Source organism: Paenibacillus sp. FSL R5-0378 (assembly GCF_038009285.1).
GTDB classification, from domain to species: domain Bacteria; phylum Bacillota; class Bacilli; order Paenibacillales; family Paenibacillaceae; genus Paenibacillus_AQ; species Paenibacillus_AQ favisporus.
Window position 1 is genome coordinate 56,825 of record NZ_JBBPAY010000001.1, and the last position, 19,929, is coordinate 76,753.

The window sequence follows — 19,929 nt, forward strand, 5'->3', positions numbered from 1 at the left end:
GGCGGTGCGTTCGCTGTCGATCTATTCAGGCCATTGGCTGCTGCAAAATAGATGCGCTTCACATTTACTTCTACGTTGGAAATGTGGCAGTGCCATTTATGCCAGGGTTAATACGTTAGTCAAATAAGAAGCCGCCCGGCTTGCTCCTTTCGAGCAGAGACCGGCGGCTTCTTTTCATGCGTTTATGAGGTTTCGTTCAACATCGCGCTCTTTTACAGCGCGTAATGCTACTCCGCCAACTCAATGATCGACTCGTATTTCCGCTTCGTATCCGCCAGCCGGGTATCGAGACGTGAATACTCCCCCTCCAAGCGGCGGACAATCCGCTCCACCTCGGATATTTTCTCCTGCACATCGTCCTGGGTATCCCGGATTCTCCCCTGCACGAGCCAGTCGGATATAAAGCCGTCGAAGAAATAATCAGAAAATTTCAGAAAACTCCCGATCCCGATTTCGATATCCAGCGCCATTTGCACATCCTTCAGCTCTTTGCCGAACCGGCGCAGGCTGAACTGCGCTGATTCAATGTGCTCCATCGCCTCGTCAATACGGCTGTGCTTCATATGCGTGGAGATCATGCCGCCGCCGAGCATGTCGTAGGTGCCCCAATTTCCGGCCGAGCCCAAACTGTCATCTGCCCGCTCCAGATCCTCCAGTACGGCCTCGCCCGCACGCACCGCTTCTTTCAATTCCTTGAGCTGGACCGACAAGTCGGCCTGTTCTTCGGCGAGCGCCGCCAGCTCGGCGTTGTTCTGTAAAATCACTTTTTCTTTCTCGTCCAGAATCTTCTCATATTCAAACTCCGCGTAACGGACCTCCTGGAACTTTCGCTCCAGCTCCTGCAGCTCGTTTTGGATATCAGCCACGCTGCGCGCAGCCATATCGTATTTTACCTTGACCTCCAGCACTTCCAGCTGCTCCCGCTCCAGCTTCTCCTCTTTCCGGCCGATCATGCTGTAAAACAAACCGGAGAGCGAAGTCCCCGTCAGGCGCTCCACGTCCTTCTCCTCATCGGCCAGCCTGAGCTTCCAGCGCTCGGCTTCGTCCTGCTGCTCTCTCAGCTCCCGCGACAGTTCCTGCATCCGGTTTTCATACTTCGTTTTGTTCCGGATGTCCTCTTTCAGCTTGGTCAACTGACGGTTGGCTTCTTCAAACATAACGTTCCCTCCGTTTCCAGTCTGCGATCTGTTGTTATATGTAATAAACGTCATAGCATGCCGCGAAGTTTCATGGAAAGTTCAGCATGCAGCAAAAGCCTTACGTGATGCAGCTGCTGCCAAAGTGGATTTTATCCGCAAAAATCGCTATGATTAAACCAGATTGCACAAAGGAGTGAACCTCAATTTCATGAAACTGAAGACATTCACGCTTCCGCTCGTGCTCGTGCTGACAGCGGCGCTTGCGCTTGGCGGATGCGGCAAGAAAAACAGCGATGAGGACGCATCAAAGGACACATCCGGAGGACAAGCTACAGAGCAGACGACGGACCAGACTTCCGGCAATTCGTCATCGTCCGGCACGACAGGATCGGATTCCTCCACGGACAGCTCAACCTCGGCTTCCGGTCAGCAGCAGAAGAGCTGGACAAGCCCGCCTGCCATGCAGATTGACCAGAACAAAAAGTACGAGGCAGAAGTCAAAACATCTAAAGGCACGTTTACGATTGAGCTGTTCGCCAAGGACGCGCCGAAGACGGTCAACAACTTCGTATTCCTGTCCAAGGAAGGCTTTTACAACGGGGTCATTTTCCACCGGATCATCGAAACGTTCATGGTACAGACCGGGGACCCGACCGGAACAGGCTCCGGCGGACCAGGATACTCTTTCGAGGATGAGAAAACGAATTATAAATACGAGCCGGGCATCGTCGCCATGGCAAACGCCGGACCGGATACGAACGGCAGCCAGTTCTTTATCTGTACCGGTGCGGACAGCGATTATCTGAACCAACAGCCGAACTACACCATTTTCGGTAAAGTCACAAAGGGTATGGATGTCGTGATGAAGATCGCCAAAACACCGGTCACCGTCGGACCTAGCGGCGAGGAAAGCACCCCGACCGAGAAAGTTACGATCGACGGCGTCACGATTACTGAAAAATAAACCAGTGCGAAACCGCACGCTTGTACGGCGCAGCACATCATGATACAACAAAGAACCGTTCGCCCCTGAGGGTGGACGGTTCTTTGGTTTCAGCGTGCTAAATCTCCTGTCCAGGTCATGCTTCAGCAGGCTTGTTCATATTGTAAATTAAACAAGAACAAGCCCGACGGCTGCGGAGGTTCACCGGATTAAACTCGGGAGAAACCAAAGCATCTCAGCCGCTGGCAGCAGGAGGCCTGTGTGAACGCAATGATTCTGGGAAGCCTCGCGACTTCCCTATGTACGGCGGCGGGAGCCCTTCCCGCCCTGCTGTTTTCGAATATCAGCCACCGGGGCAGAGACAGCCTGCTCGCTTTCACGGCAGGTATCATGGTCGCCGCCTCGACGTACGGGCTGATCCCGTCCTCCCTCAAGCTGTCGAACCTATGGGTGCTGACGATCGGCATCCTCCTTGGTACGGTGACCTTGACCCTGATGGAGCTGCTCATCCCACACACGGACCCGGCCCATGATATCAAGCGGAGCGACAGCACGCAGACGGGATCCTGGATGTTTCTGTCGGCCATGGCGCTGCACAATTTACCCGAAGGGCTGTCAGTCGGCGTCAGCTATGGCAGTCCCAACCAGGAGCTGGGAACGATCGTGGCGCTGAGCATCGGCCTGCAAAACATCCCCGAAGGCTTTCTGACCGCGCTCTACCTCGTTACGCACGGCATGCGAAGGCGGTACGCCTTTCTTCTCGCCGCGCTTACGGGCGGGCTGGAGTTTCTCTCCTGCTGGGCCGGGCTGAAATTTACAGCTTCCTTCGCCGGTATCGTCCCGTACGGATTGGCTTTTGCCGCCGGCGCCATGCTGTTCGTCGTATATAAAGAGCTCATCCCGGAGAGCCACGGGGACGGCAACGAGCGGGCTTCGACCTTTTCTTTTATTTTCGGCCTGCTCTCCATGATTGCCATGACGCATTTGCTGGGGTGAGCGTCATGGCTTTCGCATTTTCCAAACCGCCCAGGCACTGATTCCATACATGACGGCACTGGCATAAAATAAGGCGTCGATCGTCAGCCAATCGATCAGGTAACCGCCAAGAATGACGGCGAAGCCGGATGCGGCTGAGGTCCAGAAATGATAAGAACCAATCACAGGCCCCCGCTCCCCCTGGACTGTATGATCGGCAAGTAGCTGGCGTTCGCTCATCTTTTGCATCGCACTGCAGCACCCCATGATCAGTTGGAGAAACAGTACCCACGCATAAGATTCAACCCAGGGGAATGCCAGCATCGCCAGCATCATGCCAAGGGAGCTGATGAGCAGCACCCGGTGTCCGCTATGGTCGATCCTTGGAGCCAACCATTGGGAGAACGCCGCGGAGCTGATCGTAAACACGGCAAAAGCCAATCCGTATTTGGCATAGCTGTTGCCCAGATTTTTCAGAAACAAAAGATAATAAGGATAAATCATGCCGGAAGCAAGCGTCACCATGCTTTGGGAACGGATCAGCCACCTCATGTTCATGGCCTACTCCCCTTTGTATTGTTCATAAAAATAGTTCATAAAAAGGTGCTGTGGATCGTACTCGTCCTTTTTCCGAAAAAAATCGTCGTACTCCGGATAGGCCCGTCTAAACTGCTCGACCGTAGGATATGCCGCATAAGGCAGATAATAGGTTCCACCCTCATACTCCACTTCATCGATCAGATCCCGGATTCCTTCCCTTACTTGCGCCTGCCCTTGCTCCGATAACGGTACGTGAAACAGGCATACAAGGGCAAACATGTCTTTTTGGGCATAGGAGAGAACGGCTTCGCGATCTTCCTGGACATAACGGACGGTAATATTCAGCAAATTAAGCTTGTGATCGCGCACGATATCTTTCATCCCGTGAACGAAATCCGCAAACTGATCCACCGGAATAAAATACTCCTGCAGCAGATCATTCTCGCCGGGCTGGCCGTATTCCATAAATTCGCTCTCGGAGCGCATGGCATTGTTTCGGCTGATCGCCTTATTTTGCTGCTTGGTAAAATACAGCTTCTGCAAAGACCAGAATGCGTTCTTTCCCCAATCGCTGCTCCGGTTCAGACTGAACATCATTTTGCTAGGAATGACGCCCTGCTCGCGGGTCCGGAGCTTATCGTAATCTTCCAGCGGAAGCGCAGGATCTGCCGTATAATTGATCGCATACATGTCCGTCAAGAAGCGGTCCGGGGCAACTGAAACTCTAGCAATATGCATTCTCACATCGGGATCGCCAAGTACATTCTCCTGAAAATACCGGCTGTAATCCTCAACCTTTATCGCCTCATTCTCCATCCGGTAAACTTCATCTTCCGTCAAATTCAGCGTCACATCCAGGATCATGCCGAACAGGCCGTACCCGCCGAGCGCCAGCCGAAATAATTCCGGGTTCTCTTCTCTGCTGACACTGCGGATTTGACCGTCTGCGGTCAGCAGCCGAAACGAATCCACGCTGCCGATCAGGGAACCGCTTCGGATGTCGCGTCCATGCGCATTTACGCTAATGGAGCCGCCAACGGTAAAAATATTTTGCGACTGCATCGTCTTCACGGACAAATGGTACGGATTAACGGCTTTCTGGACCTGCTCCCACGTGGCCCCCGCCTGTACACGGATTTGCCGCTGATCCGGATCGACCGACAGGACCTGATTATAATCGGTCATATCGATGACAATCCCGTCCTTGTAATAGGTATGCCCTCCCTGACTGTGACGCTGGCCCGCAATGGATACGGTAAGGTGCTTCTCCTTTGCCTCCTGAAGCAGCCGGACCAGCTGCTCCTCCTCCTTGCCTTTGACCACCCTGTCAACCTTAACGGGATGAAGCCGGCTGTAGTCGGTAATGAGATAAGGGTTCTGGTCCGGCGTATCGGTGCGGATATATTCATACACGCAAAGAATGACTAACAGCAGCAGCACCGCTTCCCTCTTCGCCATCGCCTACCACACGGGGCGCAGTGGGTGCTGTAGATCCTCTTCGTTGACGTTTTCGATAATGTGCTTCAAATCCTGCTGCAGCGTCTTCATATGGTCGCTTCCGATCATCCGGGCCCAACGCTGCTCAATCTCTTTGTAGATATTCTCTTTCGTCCGTACCAGCGACCAGCCGCGTTCGGTCAGGACAACCATCTTACCCCGGCCGTCGGAAGGATGGGGCTTGCGCGCGACATAGCCGCACTCTTCCAGGTAGTCGAGCATTTGGCTGACCGCCTGCTTCGATATGCCCAGGTGCGCTACGAGCGTCTTGGCCGTCGCCCCATCCGGCATCAAGCCCTGGAACAAAAAGCTGTGCGCCGGCCGCACATCGCCGAACCCCGCCTCCTTCAGGCGGTTATGAAGTTCCTGGTTCATCGCGCTGAAGGAGAGCGATAACAGGGAAGCCAAATCTTGATTATATGGGAACGTTTTGGACATGGTTGTACAACTCCTTGCTGTCTTAAAGGAATAAATTGGTCAGTTAGATTGACTTCAAAGCATTCTCATTATACCGTTCCCGAGATGCGTGAATCAAATTCCGGAAAGTGGCACCGCTTCCATCATGAAATGGGCTTTGGGCGCAACTTCCGCCGGCCCGGAAACGTCTGGTAGGTAACACCGATTTTTTCCACTATTTAGTGCAAAGCGTTGCTGATTCCACCGATAAGGAGGCTAACCATCCATGCCAACAACCAAAACGCTGCCGCTGCTGCTCGCCCTACTCCTGCTGGTATTACCGGCATGCTCGAAGCAGGAAGACGGCAGCCGGAACCAACGCAGCAATCCGACTCCTCCGATTTCGCTGACGGCCCGAAAGCAGGAGGCAGGCAAAATCGATCCTGCCCTCATCTCCGCCCACAACCGACTGGGACTGCAGCTCCACCGCGAACTGGCCGGGCAGGCCGAAGCCGGAGACAATGTCCTTCTCTCCCCCTACAGCATCTGGACGGCCCTGTCCATCGCATACAACGGCAGCGCCGGCACGACGGCACGCGAAATGGCCTCCGTATTGGGGGTGAAGGACATGCCGCTTAACGAAATGAACGAGGGGAACGCGATTTTGTCCAGGCTGCTGGAAGGGGAAGACTCCGGCGTCCGGCTGAACATCGCCAATGCGATCTGGCATCAGCAGGGCGTTCCGTTCAAGAACTCTTTTATCCAGGCAGGCAAGGAGAGCTATGGGGCCGAGGTCCAAGAGGTTGATTTTGCTTCCGACAAATCCGTGAAGACGATCAACCGCTGGATCAGCAAGGAAACCGAGGGCAAAATCGAGAAAATGCTGGAGCAGCCGCTGTCGCCAACGACCATTGCAGTGCTGGCCAACGCGATTTATTTCAACGGATCATGGAGCGATCCGTTCAATCCGGAATACACAAAAGACGAAACGTTTACGCTGGCTGACGGCAGCGTCCGGACGCTGCCGATGATGCATACCGCCAACATGCTGCCGTACAAGGAGACCCCTGACTGGCAGGCCGTCCGCCTTCCTTACGGAGACGGCCGCATGGATATGCTGATCATCCTTCCCCCCGCCGGCTCTTCGCTGGACCAATTGGAACAGCAGCTCTGGGCGGATCCTGCTCCGTGGCAGCAGCCCTTTGACGAGGCATCCGTGCAGCTTGGACTGCCCCGGTTCAAGGCCGAGTACGGCAGCGACTTGAATGATCCGCTCATCCGGCTCGGCATGAAGCAGGCCTTCCAACCGGATGAGGCCGATTTTTCCCATATGGCCGACATTCGCCCCCTCTTCCTGTCCAAGGTCCTGCATCGGATGGTGCTCGACGTCAACGAAAAGGGAACCGAGGCTGCTGCGGCAACGGTCATCAGCGAAGAATCCGGCTCTATGCCGGTAAAAATTCACGAAATGACGGTGAACCGGCCGTTCTTCCTGGCAATTGAGGACACACAGACCCATGCCTGGCTGTTTATCGGCTCGGTGAACGATCCCGAATGACCGGCTCGCGCACAACAAAAAAGCCAACCCCTTCATAGGCTAGGGTTGGCTTTTAAACATGGGCAGTTGGTTCACCTCATGAAAAATTAACGGGATCAACAACATGAGGCAGCTGGCGTTTCCTGAGCGACTTTGAACCCGGCTAAGACTCCGCAGGTTAAGACAACGCATGCAGCGTCACGCCTTCGGGCAGCACCGCCAGCACTTGCTCCCGTACGGGCGTGCTGCCGGCAAGCTCTTCGCCCAGGATGGCGACGATGCCCCGGTCCTCGCGGGAGCGGATCAGCCGGCCAATGCCCTGGCGGAGCCGAAGCAGCATATACGGCATGTCCACTTCTTCGAATGGCGCTGCCGATTCTTTGCGCTTGGCCGTAAACACCGGATCATGCGGCGGGAACGGCAGCGACCAGACGATCACGTTCGAGAGCGCCGGGCCGGGCACGTCCAGTCCCTCCCACAGGCTGACCGCGCACAACACGCTGGTCTCCTCGCGCTGGAAGGCGGAGATCAGATGGCTGATCTCCTGGTCCCCTTCGAAGTAAAACGGAACGTCGGGCACCTGGACGGTGCCTGCGGCCAGCTCCTGCTTAAACCGCCGCAGCTCCTCCCTGCCGTTAAACAGGATCAGTGCCCGGCCCCCGGATTCGCGAAGAAGGCGGGCAGCGGCTTCCAGCTTGCCGTTAAAATCGGCCGTCGACCTGGAGTCCGCCGGGGTCAGCACTTTCATCTGATCCGCGTAATCGTACGGGGAAGGTACGGAGAAGGAGAGAAAGCTCTCGATGCCAAGGCTGTCCGCCACGTAATCGAACCCGCCCTGAACCGACAAGGTAGCTGAGGAGAACACGATCGGCATCTTCGCGCCGAATACCTGCTCCTGCAGTACCTCCTTGACCGTTCTCGGCATGATCGAAAGCGTCAGCCCGTCCGGTCCGTCGACGGCCCAGCAGATCAGCGCCTCGGAGCGCTCGAACAGATGGAGCGCCTTCTGCATCATTTCCAGGTGCTCCTCTACGATTCGGAGCTCGTACTCGTTCAGCGTGTACAGCTCGCTCTCAAAGACGAGCTCCTCCTCGATCGAGGTGAGGAGCGAGCGGAACCGGTGCACCTCGGTGAGCAGCGCGCCGTCCAGCACGATTTCCTTCCGGTCGGAGCCGGCTACGCTGCGGCTCTGCCGACCGAATGCCGCGAACATCGCTTCGCTCTGCACGATCGCCTCGTCGATCAGCACCGCCAGCGATTCGCGGATCTCGCCCTGAAGCAGTCGGGTGATGAGTTCCTCAAACACGACATGCTTCATTTTGTAGCTGAGGGCCTTCATGGCGGCCGATTCGAGCAGATGCCCTTCGTCGAAGACGACGGCGCAGTGCTCCGGCAGCAGGGGCAGCTGCCCCTCCCGCTTCCGGCCCTCGTAAGTCCATACATGCTCCATGTAATAATCATGCGAGCAGATGATCAGGTCCGCCGCCTGGCGGTAGTGATCCCGCGACAGCGTCTGGCCGCAGCGGTGGCGGCGGTCGCAGGTGAAGCAGTCCTGGAACGGATCCCAGTTAATCCGGCTCCATTCCTCATCGGTTAACTCCGGGTATCCCTTCCGGTCCCCGTAAGCATGAAAGGACTGCATCGGCGCAGTAGAATACACGAAATCCGGCAGGCCGGCGGCCAAGTCGTCCCAGCGCACCCCTTCATCGTCCCGCAGCCGGACGTCGTCCAGTTTGCGCAGGCACAGGTACTGGTCGGGCGACTTGCCCAGCCGGGCATCAATGTGAAGCCCAAGGTGGCGTGCTAATTTCGCAATATCCCCCTCCGGCTTCACCAGCTGCTCGATGAGCGATTCGTCGGCGCAGGCGATCACCGCGGGTCTGCGGGTATACCGCGCGTAGCATACGGAATAGAGCAAGTACACCAGCGTCTTGCCCGTCCCGACCCCCGCCTCGGCAAATATCGTTTTCTTCTCGGCAAAAGCCTTCTCCAGCTGAAAAGCCATATAAATCTGCTCGTCACGGATTTCAAATCCCGCTTCCGGCAGCACATCATAAAACACATCGGCGACCCATTCGCCTGCTTGCTGGACGAAAGGCCGCTTTGGATCATACGTAAAAGGATACCGCTCCACGTCTTTTGGTTCCCTCCAAGCTACTCATAAATGCAGCCGCCCCCACTTTCGGGAAGGCGAACAACCCATTATCACATGCTCCCTCCCGAATTACAATGGGGACGGTCAAAAATTAAAGCCGCCCCCTTCGGACCCATTCATCCGGGGGACGGCCAATTTCTTTGATTTAGGCAAGCAAAGTCGTTCCACGCCTTATGACGTACGACATCTGCAGCAAAACCTGATTTTCTCTATAGCGGCTCTCGATCGGCTCTCGCCATCACGGCTCCCGGGAGTCGCCCGCTGCAACCGCCGGCGGGGGTTCCGGCTCGTAAAGCCCCGAGCGTACCCGAAACCAGCGGTACAAATGGGATACGACGACCTTCAGCACGGCATATCCCGGCACCGCAAGCAGAATGCCGACGACGCCAAACAAGTTGCCGCTCGTCAAAATGACGAAGATAATCGTGATCGGATGAATTTTCAGCGTCTTGCCCATAATTTGCGGGGAAATGAACTTCCCTTCGATGAGTTGGACGACGGTCCAGACGATCACCATCTTGAGCAGCATGATCGGCGAGGTGACGACCGCAACGATGAGTGCCGGCGTAATGGCGATCGCCGGTCCCAGATACGGGACGACGCTGGTGCATGCAGCGATGATCGCCAGAATCAGCGAATACTTCAAGCCGATAATGATATACCCGGCAAACAGCAGTACCCCGATACAGCAGCTGACGATGATCTGCCCGCGGATATAAGAGCTGATCTGATGATTCATTTCTTTCATGACCCGCGAGGTTTCCCCGCGCAGCCGCGTCGGCACAAAGTGTAAAATGTAACCCGGCAGCCGTTTGCCGTCCTTGAGCAGGTAGAACAGAATGAACGGCAGTGTCACGATGGCCAGAACCACTTCAATCAGCCCGCCCACGAATCCGCCAAGCCCCGTCCAGGTGCGGTTCAGAAATTCCGAGCCTTTCTCCGAGACGGTTTTCATCAGCTCCTGCGGATCGAACGACACGGTCTCCTGCAGATTGCTGATCAGATTGCTTCCCATCAGTTCTTCGACCTTGATGCGGGCAATCTCGGCGTAGCCCGGGAAATTGTTCACCAAATCCATAATCTGCTCCCGGATGACCGGGATGACCAGCGTCACGAGCGCGGCAAGCATGCCGATAATGAAGACGTACAGCAGCAGAATGGTGTGCAGGCGCTTCACCTTCCGCTTTTCCATAAAATCCACAATCGGATTGAGCAAATAATACGCAATTCCGGCGAGAATGAGCGGCAGCACGACGGTTTTGACCAGGACGATCACCGGCTCGAATACGAATGAAATCTTGGTGAGAACCAGAATATTCAGTCCCAGGAGCAGCAGCACCAGCATAAACAATACAAATCTGTTATTTAGTAAAAACCGCTTAAAACGGCTTGCCCAATTCACCGGATTGTCCATATTTATTCCTCACTCATCTTGATCTTCTTGATTTCGATGCGGCAGTAGCGGTTATGATCCCGCTCCAGCAGGGTGAAGGCCGTTCCTTCGTACACGAACGTCTCGCCTTCCGCCATTTCGCTGATCTGGCTGTACAGCCAGCCGCCGATCGTATCCCATTCCTTTGTATCCAGATCCATAAAGAAATAATCATTGATCATTGAAATCGATACTTTGCCGTCCACAATCAGATGCTGCTCGCCGATCTCCTGGACGTCCTCGACTTCGTCCTTGTCGAACTCGTCGCGAATTTCGCCGACGATCTCTTCAATAATGTCCTCGATCGTGACAAGACCGGAAGTTCCGCCGTATTCATCGATCAGAATCGCCATATGCGTCGCTTCCTTCTGCATCCGCTGCAGCAGCACATTGACCGGTGTCACTTCGGATACCGCCATCACCGGATGAATCAGGCTCGCCACATCCAGCTCTTCGTTTTCTTCATATGCCAGGAAAAATTGCTTCGTATTAATGATGCCGATGACATTATCCTTGCTTCCGTCGATAAGCGGAAACCTGGAGTACTGCTGTTCTTTAATAATTTTCATATTTTCAGACCGCGACTTGTCTTTGTCCAAACAGATCATGTCCGTACGCGGTACCATAATTTCCTTAGCCAGCATGTTGTCGAACGCGAAAATCCGGCTGACATAACCGAATTCGTTATCGTTGATTTTTCCACTCTCATGGCTCTCGCTCAGAATAATCTGAAGCTCCTCCTCGGAGTGGGCCTCCTCATGCTCGGAAGCGGGCTTTACGCCAAACAATCGGACCAGCTGGTTCGCCGATCCATTCAGCAGCCAAATGAACGGGTACATGATTTTGTTAAACCAGATAATGGGTGTCGCCGTCAGCAGGGCAATGGTCTCCGCTTTGCGGATGGCCACTGTTTTCGGCGCCAATTCGCCAATAACGACGTGCAGGTACGTAATGACCGTAAAGGCAATCAGCAGAGACAGAAAATGGCCTAACGCTTCAGGCATATGCCATTTCTCAAACACCGGGGTAAGGATCTTCTCCACGGTCGGCTCCCCGAGGAAACCAAGACAGAGTGATGTAATCGTAATCCCGAGCTGGCACGCGGACAAATATCCGTCCAGATTGTCGATAACCTTCTTCACAGCCTTTGCGCCCTTGCGCCCTTCGGCGATCAGCTGATCGACCCGGCTTCCCCGTACACGGATCACGGCAAACTCTACCGCAACGAAAAAGGCCGACAAACCGATCAGTAATGCAACCAAAACCAAATTTAACACATACCTGTCACTTTCCACTTCAACATCTTCTCCTTATAAAGTAGTCTTGATGATTCCATCCGGCATTTTGCAGGAAGCTCCGCGTTCTGCCGCTAAGGCAGTAGACGGGGCAGAACTAAGCCTTCCCCATTCATTTACCATGTGGCGGCCCGCCGAAACAGGTCCATCGCATATTGCTGGATAACTAGGTAATACGCAGAAGCCCGGGTTCAGGTTTCAACCGACTCCTAAAAAAGGCTCCAGCCATCACGGCGCTTCCCGTGTACCGAAGCCTTTTCCGCCCAGTAAGCGGACGCCCCTACGGCGTGCACGAAGCGATTCATCCATATCCCTTGATGGACAGGCCTTTGTCAGCGGCAAGTTGTTAAGTATTTCGTTCCCAATGCTTACCGCAGCGTAGAAACCCGAAGCCCCGTTGAACGGGAAGGGCTTACCGGGAATAGGCCGATATCAGCTTCCTTGCAATCAACGCACAAGGCCGGCTGGCTTTACTTACTGCTCGCTGGCATGCTTCTTGATTTTGGTGACCAAATTGTCCACGAGCTGCTGCATAATCTGCTGGGCCATCGGGTCCGTCAGCGCACCGGATTCGTCAAATTTGGTATGCGATTGCGGGAGCAGAAATTCCGGCCGGTTCACCGAATCCATATTGAGCGCAAACAAAAGTGAGCGTATACCAACCTGTGCTCTGCCCGTACCCCCCATGCCCGGCGTGGCGCCCATAAGCGCTACCGGTTTTTGGGCAAGCGGCGTTTGAAGGGCCGGTCTTGAAGCCCAATCCAGCGCATTCTTCAACGCGCCTGACAGCTGCCCGTTATATTCCGGCGAGCTGATCAAAAAGCCATTCCCCGAATGCAGCAGCTCTGCAAACTGCTTCACCGCTTCCGGCAGTTCACTTTCCAAATCCTGATTGTATAAAGGAAGTACGGAAATATCGGCAAGCGTGAAGCGAAAATCCTCCGGCAGAAGCGCTGCCGCGTTATGAAGCAGCTGTGTATTGTGGGAATGCTTGCGGAGACTTCCGGAAATCCCCACGATATGAAAACGTTCAGACATGATCGATTTCTCCTTTTTATCGTAAGTATAGAAGTAAGGGATATGGCAGCACGCTCCGTGCCCGTAAAGGCCCTAGCTTCATGATACGACAGAATTCGACGGGTGAACATCAAATTTTTCCAAAAAAGAGGGAACCCGGCCTCTCTCATCAAGAAGGATTCCGGGTTCCCGTATAGACATGTATTCGAAGATTTGCCGATCAGTGGCTGATCATCAGCGACGGATCCGGCTGGCTTCCGTCTGTGGCATCCGCGGCGGCCGGCTTCGGTCTGCGCAGAATGAGGCACAGCACCACGCCGACGATCGCAAAGCAGGAGGCCAGGAAGAACACATCGTCAAAACCCTGCACTGCCGCGTTCAGCGGATTGCCTCCATGGCTCGCGTGAGCGGTGGTGCGGCTGATCAGGTAGCCTGACATGCCGGCGACCGCAAAGGACACGACGACCTGCTGGGCAGCGGCGGTCAGCGGCGTCACCCGGTTCACCAGCTTGCGCGGTGCGGCATTCAGCACGTGGGTATTGAGCGGCATCATCGACAAGCCCATGCCGAATCCGAGCATGAAGAGCAGCGGCATGATACTCCACAGCGACGTGTCGGCCGTAATATGCGACAGGCTGAACAGCGCTGCCGAAATGAGGAGAAGGCCGATAATCGCCACCGGACGGGCGCCGTATTTATCGAAGAACTTCCCGCCGATCGGCATGCCGATCCCGGAAGCCAGCGCCTGCGGCAGCAGGATGAAGCCGGTCTCCAGCGGCGTAAACTGGCGGATCTGCTGCAGGTACAGCGGAACGAACAGCATCGAGCCGAACAAGGCCGCCTGCATGATCCAGGAGAGAATGATGCCCCGGGTAAAATCCGAGGAGCCGAAGACGCGCAGCTCCAGCAGCGGGTTCTTCTGCCGAAGCTCCACAGCGATAAAAATCAGCAGGGCTGCCCCGCCGACGATGAGCCCGGTCAATGCGCCGGTCGAGGACCAGCTTACGCTGCCTCCCTCATTGACGCCGTAAGCCAGCATGGCGAAGGCAATCGGAGCCAGAATCATGCCGATCAAATCGAGGTGCGGAGTCTGCTGCCGATCCGCTGTCGGCAGAAACTTCACGCCCAGGATGACGCCGACGATCCCGATCGGAACGTTAATCAGGAAGATCCAGTGCCAGTTCACATACTCCACCAGCCAGCCCGACAGAATCGGGCCAAGCGCCGGCGCGAGAAGCATCGGAATGCCGAGCAGCCCCATGATCGAGCCGCGGCGCTCCGGAGGAGCGAGCTTAAAGACCAGCGCCATGCCGATCGGCGCGACCATTCCCCCGCCAAGCCCCTGGATGACGCGGTAAATAATCAGCTGGGTCGACGTCTGCGCCATGGAGCAGAGCGCCGATCCGATGACAAACATAATGATGGTGGCCAGGAAGACCTGCTTGGAGCCAAATTTATCGGTCATCCAGCCCGCCAGCGGAATAACAGCCGATAGAGCCAACGTATAGCCGGTAATCGCCCATTGAATGGTCTTCAGATCGGTGTGAAAATAGCTCACCAGGTTCGGCACCGCCACGTTGACCACGGTGCTGTCCAGAATGACCATGATCATACCGACGATAATGGCCAGCATGGGCGGAATGATCTTTTTCAGCGAGAATGGAACTTCTGCGGCGGGATTGCCCGCCAAGGTTTTAGACATAAATCTCTCCACTCATTTCTATATATAGTTTGGTTTCCCGTTCCACTCTAGCTGTATTGGTGAAAATAGTGCTCAAACAACGTGTCAATCTGCTCTTCAAGCGGCGCGATATGGATGGTTGAAGCCATATCCTCGTCGCCTTCGGCCAGAAAGGACTTCATGATGACCGGGAAAAAGATCGCCCCGTACAGCTGCATCAGCATCTTCCGGATGTTATCGTCGTCTTCCTCCCCGGTAATTTCCCGGACCGTCCCGATCAGCCGCCGGGTCTTCATCACCTTGCAGTAATGCGAGTACTCATGCTGCGACTCGAAAATAACGCGGGTCTGATCGATCATCTGTCTCACCAGCCCCGGGTATTCCTGCAGATGGCGGACATAGCGGTAAAAGAACTGCTTAAGTCTTTCCCTCGCCGGCATCGTGTCGTCCTCCAGCGCGTTAAACACGTCCTTAAACGTCAGCACGAGGGAACGGATGGCCTGGGTGATCAGCTTTTCCTTCGAGCCGAAGTGATAATTGACCAGCGCGAGGTTGGTGTCGGCCTTGGTCGCGATCCGGCGCAAGGTGGCACACTCAATGCCTTCATCCCGAATCAACTCGACGGTGGCTTTTAATATATCGTGTTTGGTGTCGGTTCCTGAGGTATGCCCTGTGGTGTCTTCCTTCATCGGTTCTTTCACCTGCCCCCCTCTCCTGTCATGCAGCAAATTTAAACAGTGTTTAATACGTTGTTTAATTTACTCTCGCCGCCCCCCTTTGTCAATATTTATCTGTAAAAAAATACATAAGGATGCACCGGGGATCTCGGGCGCAAAAAAAAGGCCCGGCAGCATCATGCCGCCAGACCTCCCAACTATTTCATCGTGCGATTGCTTTATTAAGTGACTGCGTTATTGGCAGTGGATCACGATATCCAGCGGATAACGGCCGGCATTCCGGCCATACAGCGCGATCCCGCCTTCATCGGCCTGAAGCTCCAGCCGGAACTGGCGGCTTCCGTTCAGCCGCGACGCGATCCGGCTCGGCACTTCTGAGAGCTTGGCCGGGTCATCCAGCAAACAAGGGCTTGTATTCCGCGGCTTTAATTTTGTTCCCGGACCGTCAGTACAGCGGACTGCACGTCTTGGGCATGCCGGCCGATCTGAATTTCAAATTCGCCGGCTTCGACGACCGGATTCAGATCACGGTCAATGAAAGACAGTTCCGCGTGCCCGATCCCGAACGTGACCGTCTTCGTCTCACCCGGCTGCAGCCAAATCTTGGCGAAGCCTTTCAGCTCCTTCTTCGGCCGGGTCACCGTGCTGACCTTGTCGGAGATGTACAGCTGGACCGTTTCCGCTCCGGCCCGGCTGCCGGTGTTGGTCACCGTTACCGCAGCCTCCGCCCGTCCTTCCGGCGTAATTTCCGCCGGCGAGACAGTCACCGGGCCATACTCGAACTCGGTGTAGCTGAGCCCGAACCCGAAAGGATAGGCCGGCTCCAAATCCGTCTCCAGGTAGCGCTGTCCGGTCGTACGCTTGCTGTTATAGCGGACCGGCAGCTGGCCGACATGCTTCGGAACGGAGACCGTCAGCCGGCCGGAAGGGTTCTCGTCGCCGAATACGATATCGGCAATCGCGTGGCCGCCCTCCTGTCCCGGGTACCATGCCTCCAGGATGGCGTCGGCATGCTCGTCGATCCACGGCTCCGCAACCGGCCGGCCGTTGATGTACACCACGACCAGCGGCTTCCCGAGCTTGGCCAGTTCCTCCGCCAGCTCCCGCTGCACGCCGGACAGGCCCAGCGTGGAGCGGTCGATGCCTTCGCCGCAGTCCATGTCGCTGTGCGGGCGGTCCGTCACGACCGACGCACCCGTGCGCAGGTCGATCGTGCCTTCGCCGAAATCGCGCGCGCTCGACCCGCCGAGCACGAGCACGATCGTGTCCGCGGCGGCGGCCGTCTTCAGCGCCAGGTCGAAGCCTTCCCGGCTGTCATCCTTGACCCGGCAGCCCGGCGCGTACAGCACCCGCTCCGGCGCATGCGCCAGCTTGGCCCGGATGCCGTCCAGCACGGTCGACACCTGCTCCCGCGGTTGCGGGGAGGTATAGTCTCCGAGCTGATTGTACACGTTGTCGGCATTCGGGCCGATGACCGCGACCGACCCCGACTCCTTGGACAGCGGCAGCGTGTCCCCCTGATTCTTCAGCAGGACGATGCCTTCGACGGCCGCCTGGCGGGCGAGCCGGATGTGCTCCTCGCTGCCGATGACGCGGGCTGCCCGTTCCGGGTCGACGTAAGGCTGCTCGAACAGCCCCAGTTCGAACTTCGCTTTCAGTACGCGAAGTACCGCTTGGTCCAGCGTCTGCATCCGGGTGCGCCCGCTCTGCACAGCCGCTGCCAAGTGCGCACGGAACATGTCGCCGGACATTTCCATATCCACGCCGGCGTTCACCGCCATGGCGGATGCCTCCTGCGGGTCCGCCGCCGTGTCATGCCCCCACACCAGCATATTGATGGCACCGCAATCGGTAATGACGAATCCGTCGAAGCCCCACTCCTTGCGCAGCAGGTCTGTAAGCAGATATTTATCGGAGGTGCACGGCACGCCGTCGATTTCGTTATACGCGGTCATAACCGATTTCGCACCGGCCCGGACTGCCGCCTTGAACGGCCGAAGGTCCACCTCGTGCAGCTCGCGCAGTCCCATATGAACCGGCGCGCTGTTGCGTCCGCCTTCCGAGCTGCCGTAGCCGGCAAAATGCTTCAGCGTCGCAATAACGCTGTCGTCGGCGTCCAGCCGCTTGCCCTGCAGCCCCCGCACCGCCGCTTCCGCCATCACGGAAGCGATCCACGGGTCTTCCCCGTACGTCTCCTCCGTCCGCCCCCACCGGGGGTCCCGGACGACGTCGAGCACCGGGGAATACGTGGCCGCTCCGCCCTGGCTGCGCGTCTCCAGAGCGATCGCCCGGCAGATCTCTTCATACAGCGCCGGGTTCCACATACTGGCCAGCGTCAGCGGCACCGGAAACACGGTCGCCCCGATCGCCATATGACCGTGCGAGCACTCCTCCCCGAACAGGATCGGGATGCCGAGGCGCGAGCGCTCGATCGCATACCGCTGGATCGCGTTGATCGTCTCCGCGCCTTCCTTAGGCGACAGTCCTGTCGCCAGCGTCACTTCCGTCCACGGGTCGGCGCGCAGCACGCCGTACAGCGAACCGATGCCGCCGCGTTCGGCGGCATCCTTGAACGCCTCGTCCAGCGCGACGCCGTTTTCCTCCCGCCGGTACGTTTTCCAGCCGAACAGCTGCACAAGCTGTCCGACCTTTTCCTCCAGCGTCATGAGGCTGAGCAGATGCTCCGCCCTCTCCTCGCTGCTCAAAGCAGAATCTTGATAACTCAATGGATTTCCCTCCGTATCCCTTGTTCCCGCTGCACCCTCTTGGGTTCCGTACGGTTTACCAAGGGCTGAGCCGAACCCGTAAACGGAATCGTTGGGCCGCAGCTGCAGCGCCTCATTCGCCTTCTTCCAGAAATGCTACGGTTTTTTATGTATTTATATAGGTTAAAAATTGAAATGGATGATGGGGCAAGTTGCCTCATCCCCACCTTAAATGACAATTAGCCAACCCCCGGCCTCTCGGCCGGGATATGTTGGCTCCTTGCACTTGGTATGAATCGGCTTATTTGCCGGTGTTCCACTGGTCGTATGCGGCTTGGTACAGTTCCACGATGCGGTCAGACCCCATCTTTTTCACTTGTGCCAAGTATTTATCCCAGTTGGAAAGCGGCTCCTGTCCGGTAATGAACTTCGCTTCCATTTGCTGCACGTAGGTATCGAGGTCGGACATCAAGGCGGACGCTTCGCTCTGCTGTTCGTTCGTCAGATAGACGTTCGGGAACGGCGATTTGCCGATTGGCGTCAGCTTCTCCGCATTCTCCTTGTCAATCCAGTCGTCGAACTCAGATCTGAGGCCTTTGGTCACTTCCGGATCGTTGACGCCCGGCGTCAGGATGCCGAAGTTCGGCGTAATTTTGCCGCGGTATTCTTCGCGGTCGCCGCCGCCCGGTACAGGCAGCCATTCCTTGACGTGGTTTTCCTTGTCTTTGTACTTCCACAGCACGCCTTCCGGTCCTTGGTTAAACAGCGTCGAACCCTCATAGCTGTACAGATAGTCGATCCAGCGCATCGTCGCTTCCGGCGCCGGGTCCTTGCTTGTGATCGCAAACGTGCCGTTAGCCGACATGCCCGGATGTTTGCCGTAAACCGGCGTTCCCGCAATTTCGCTGGCAACCGGTGTCATGAGCGGGTTGTCCGAGCTTGGCTCGCCGCCCAGCGTGAAGTAAGGGAAGTAGTCATTAAACAGGCCGATCTGGTTGTTTTGTCCTTTGGCCTTTTTCTGGTCGGCCGTCTGCGAGAACGTCTCGTGATCCAGTAAGTCTTCCTTCCACAGCTTGTTCATGAAGGTCAAGTAACCCTTGTAGCCTTCTTCTTGAGGGGAGTAGTGTACTTTGCCGTCCTTGTCTGCGTAAATCTTCTCGTCATACATGCCCCAGAATCCGAAGAAATACATCCGCAAATCGTCCAGCTTAACCGAAGTCAGCGGAATTTCATCCTTCTTGCCGTTGCCGTTCGGGTCTTCATCCTTAAAGCGTTTGAGCAGCGTGTACAGCTCGTCGGTCGTCTTCGGCAGCTCGGTTACGTTCAGCGCCTTCAGGAACTTGCCGTTATACCACATCGGGCTGCGGTACCAGACGGCGGCCGTGTCGATAAACGGCAGGGCATACATATGACCGTCAGGCGTCGTAAACGACTTGCGTACATCCGGATGCTCGTCGAGAATTTTCTTGATGTTCGGCGCATAGCCTTCGTCGATGTACTTTTCGAGCGGAATCAGGACGCCCTGGGTTCCGTACGTCACCTGCTCCGACGGCTTCAGGTCAGCCGCATACAGCATATCCGGCAGATCGCCGCTGGCGAACATCAGATTCTTCTTCGTTTCAAAGCTGTCGATCGGCGAAAGCTGGTATTCCAGATGGATGCCCGACAATTTCTCCATCTCTTGCAGCACGGGCATTTTGTTCCAGTCGGCCACGCCCGCGTCCTGGGACATCACTTTCAGCGTGAGCGGCTTATCCACGATCGGAAAGCCTTCCTTCTTGACTCCCTCCACGGTCGCCGAACTATCGGATGATGCGGATCCGCTTCCTCCGTCTCCCTTAGAAGATCCGCAGGCTGCAAGCAGGCTGGCGGAAATCGTCAGGCAGAGCAGAATGGATGATGCTTTGCGAAGATTTTTCATGACAACAACTCCCCTTTTA

At 56.2% G+C, this 19,929-nt stretch carries 16 protein-coding genes; 3 read left to right on the forward strand and 13 right to left on the reverse strand.

Features of this window, described 5'->3' with window-relative positions:
* Nucleotides 1-227: 227 nt before the first annotated feature.
* Nucleotides 228-1,157 (reverse strand): hypothetical protein, encoded by a 930-nt coding sequence (locus tag MKY74_RS00270; RefSeq protein WP_076175951.1) that lies wholly within the window; start codon nt 1,155-1,157, stop codon nt 228-230.
* A 190-nt stretch (nt 1,158-1,347) separates the two neighbouring features.
* Between MKY74_RS00270 and MKY74_RS00275 the strand changes: the two genes are divergently transcribed.
* Nucleotides 1,348-2,103, forward strand: coding sequence for a peptidylprolyl isomerase (locus tag MKY74_RS00275; protein ID WP_076175953.1), 756 nt, complete (start codon nt 1,348-1,350; stop codon nt 2,101-2,103).
* 240 nt (nt 2,104-2,343) lie between these two features.
* Nucleotides 2,344-3,078 carry a ZIP family metal transporter gene (locus MKY74_RS00280; RefSeq protein ID WP_116234355.1) on the forward strand — a complete coding sequence of 245 codons (735 nt, stop codon included), beginning with the start codon at nt 2,344-2,346 and terminating at the stop codon, nt 3,076-3,078.
* A gap of 3 nt (nt 3,079-3,081) precedes the next feature.
* Here the strand turns inward: MKY74_RS00280 and MKY74_RS00285 are convergent, their stop codons facing one another.
* Genes MKY74_RS00285 through MKY74_RS00295 form a run of 3 tightly spaced genes read right to left on the reverse strand, consistent with a single transcriptional unit; the run spans nt 3,082 to nt 5,532 of the window.
* Nucleotides 3,082-3,615 carry an MFS transporter gene (locus MKY74_RS00285; protein WP_076175958.1) on the reverse strand — a complete coding sequence of 178 codons (534 nt, stop codon included), beginning with the start codon at nt 3,613-3,615 and terminating at the stop codon, nt 3,082-3,084.
* 3 nt (nt 3,616-3,618) lie between these two features.
* The gene (locus tag MKY74_RS00290; protein ID WP_076175961.1) at nt 3,619-5,055 is read right to left on the reverse strand and encodes an FAD-binding oxidoreductase; all 1,437 of its coding nucleotides are present in this window, start codon (nt 5,053-5,055) and stop codon (nt 3,619-3,621) included.
* Nucleotides 5,056-5,058: 3 nt separating this feature from the next.
* A complete protein-coding gene (locus MKY74_RS00295; protein WP_076175964.1) occupies nt 5,059-5,532 on the reverse strand; it encodes a MarR family winged helix-turn-helix transcriptional regulator in 474 nt (157 codons plus the stop codon).
* 244 nt (nt 5,533-5,776) lie between these two features.
* Between MKY74_RS00295 and MKY74_RS00300 the strand changes: the two genes are divergently transcribed.
* Nucleotides 5,777-7,048: a serpin family protein gene (locus MKY74_RS00300; protein ID WP_076175967.1), complete on the forward strand. Its 1,272-nt coding sequence runs from the start codon at nt 5,777-5,779 to the stop codon at nt 7,046-7,048.
* 157 nt (nt 7,049-7,205) lie between these two features.
* Here MKY74_RS00300 and MKY74_RS00305 read toward each other — a convergent pair whose 3' ends face one another.
* The 9 genes from MKY74_RS00305 to MKY74_RS00345 all read right to left on the reverse strand — a co-directional run bounded on the left by MKY74_RS00305 (nt 7,206) and on the right by MKY74_RS00345 (nt 19,910).
* Nucleotides 7,206-9,161: an ATP-dependent DNA helicase gene (locus MKY74_RS00305; RefSeq protein WP_076175970.1), complete on the reverse strand. Its 1,956-nt coding sequence runs from the start codon at nt 9,159-9,161 to the stop codon at nt 7,206-7,208.
* Between the two features lie 259 nt (nt 9,162-9,420).
* The gene (locus tag MKY74_RS00310) at nt 9,421-10,596 is read right to left on the reverse strand and encodes an AI-2E family transporter (RefSeq protein WP_076175973.1); all 1,176 of its coding nucleotides are present in this window, start codon (nt 10,594-10,596) and stop codon (nt 9,421-9,423) included.
* Nucleotides 10,597-10,598: 2 nt separating this feature from the next.
* A complete protein-coding gene (locus MKY74_RS00315) occupies nt 10,599-11,909 on the reverse strand; it encodes a hemolysin family protein (RefSeq protein ID WP_076175976.1) in 1,311 nt (436 codons plus the stop codon).
* Nucleotides 11,910-12,383: 474 nt separating this feature from the next.
* The gene (locus MKY74_RS00320; RefSeq protein WP_076175978.1) at nt 12,384-12,947 is read right to left on the reverse strand and encodes an NADPH-dependent FMN reductase; all 564 of its coding nucleotides are present in this window, start codon (nt 12,945-12,947) and stop codon (nt 12,384-12,386) included.
* 199 nt (nt 12,948-13,146) lie between these two features.
* Nucleotides 13,147-14,628, reverse strand: a complete 1,482-nt coding sequence (locus tag MKY74_RS00325; protein ID WP_076175981.1) for a DHA2 family efflux MFS transporter permease subunit — start codon at nt 14,626-14,628, stop codon at nt 13,147-13,149.
* Nucleotides 14,629-14,675: 47 nt separating this feature from the next.
* Nucleotides 14,676-15,308: a TetR/AcrR family transcriptional regulator gene (locus tag MKY74_RS00330; protein WP_084204210.1), complete on the reverse strand. Its 633-nt coding sequence runs from the start codon at nt 15,306-15,308 to the stop codon at nt 14,676-14,678.
* Between the two features lie 210 nt (nt 15,309-15,518).
* Nucleotides 15,519-15,686, reverse strand: coding sequence for a hypothetical protein (locus tag MKY74_RS00335; protein WP_167372935.1), 168 nt, complete (start codon nt 15,684-15,686; stop codon nt 15,519-15,521).
* 23 nt (nt 15,687-15,709) lie between these two features.
* Complete coding sequence (locus MKY74_RS00340) at nt 15,710-18,010, reverse strand: glycoside hydrolase family 3 N-terminal domain-containing protein (protein WP_076175984.1); 2,301 nt, start codon at nt 18,008-18,010, stop codon at nt 15,710-15,712.
* A 280-nt stretch (nt 18,011-18,290) separates the two neighbouring features.
* A complete protein-coding gene (locus MKY74_RS00345; RefSeq protein ID WP_076175986.1) occupies nt 18,291-19,910 on the reverse strand; it encodes an extracellular solute-binding protein in 1,620 nt (539 codons plus the stop codon).
* Nucleotides 19,911-19,929 lie beyond the last annotated feature (19 nt).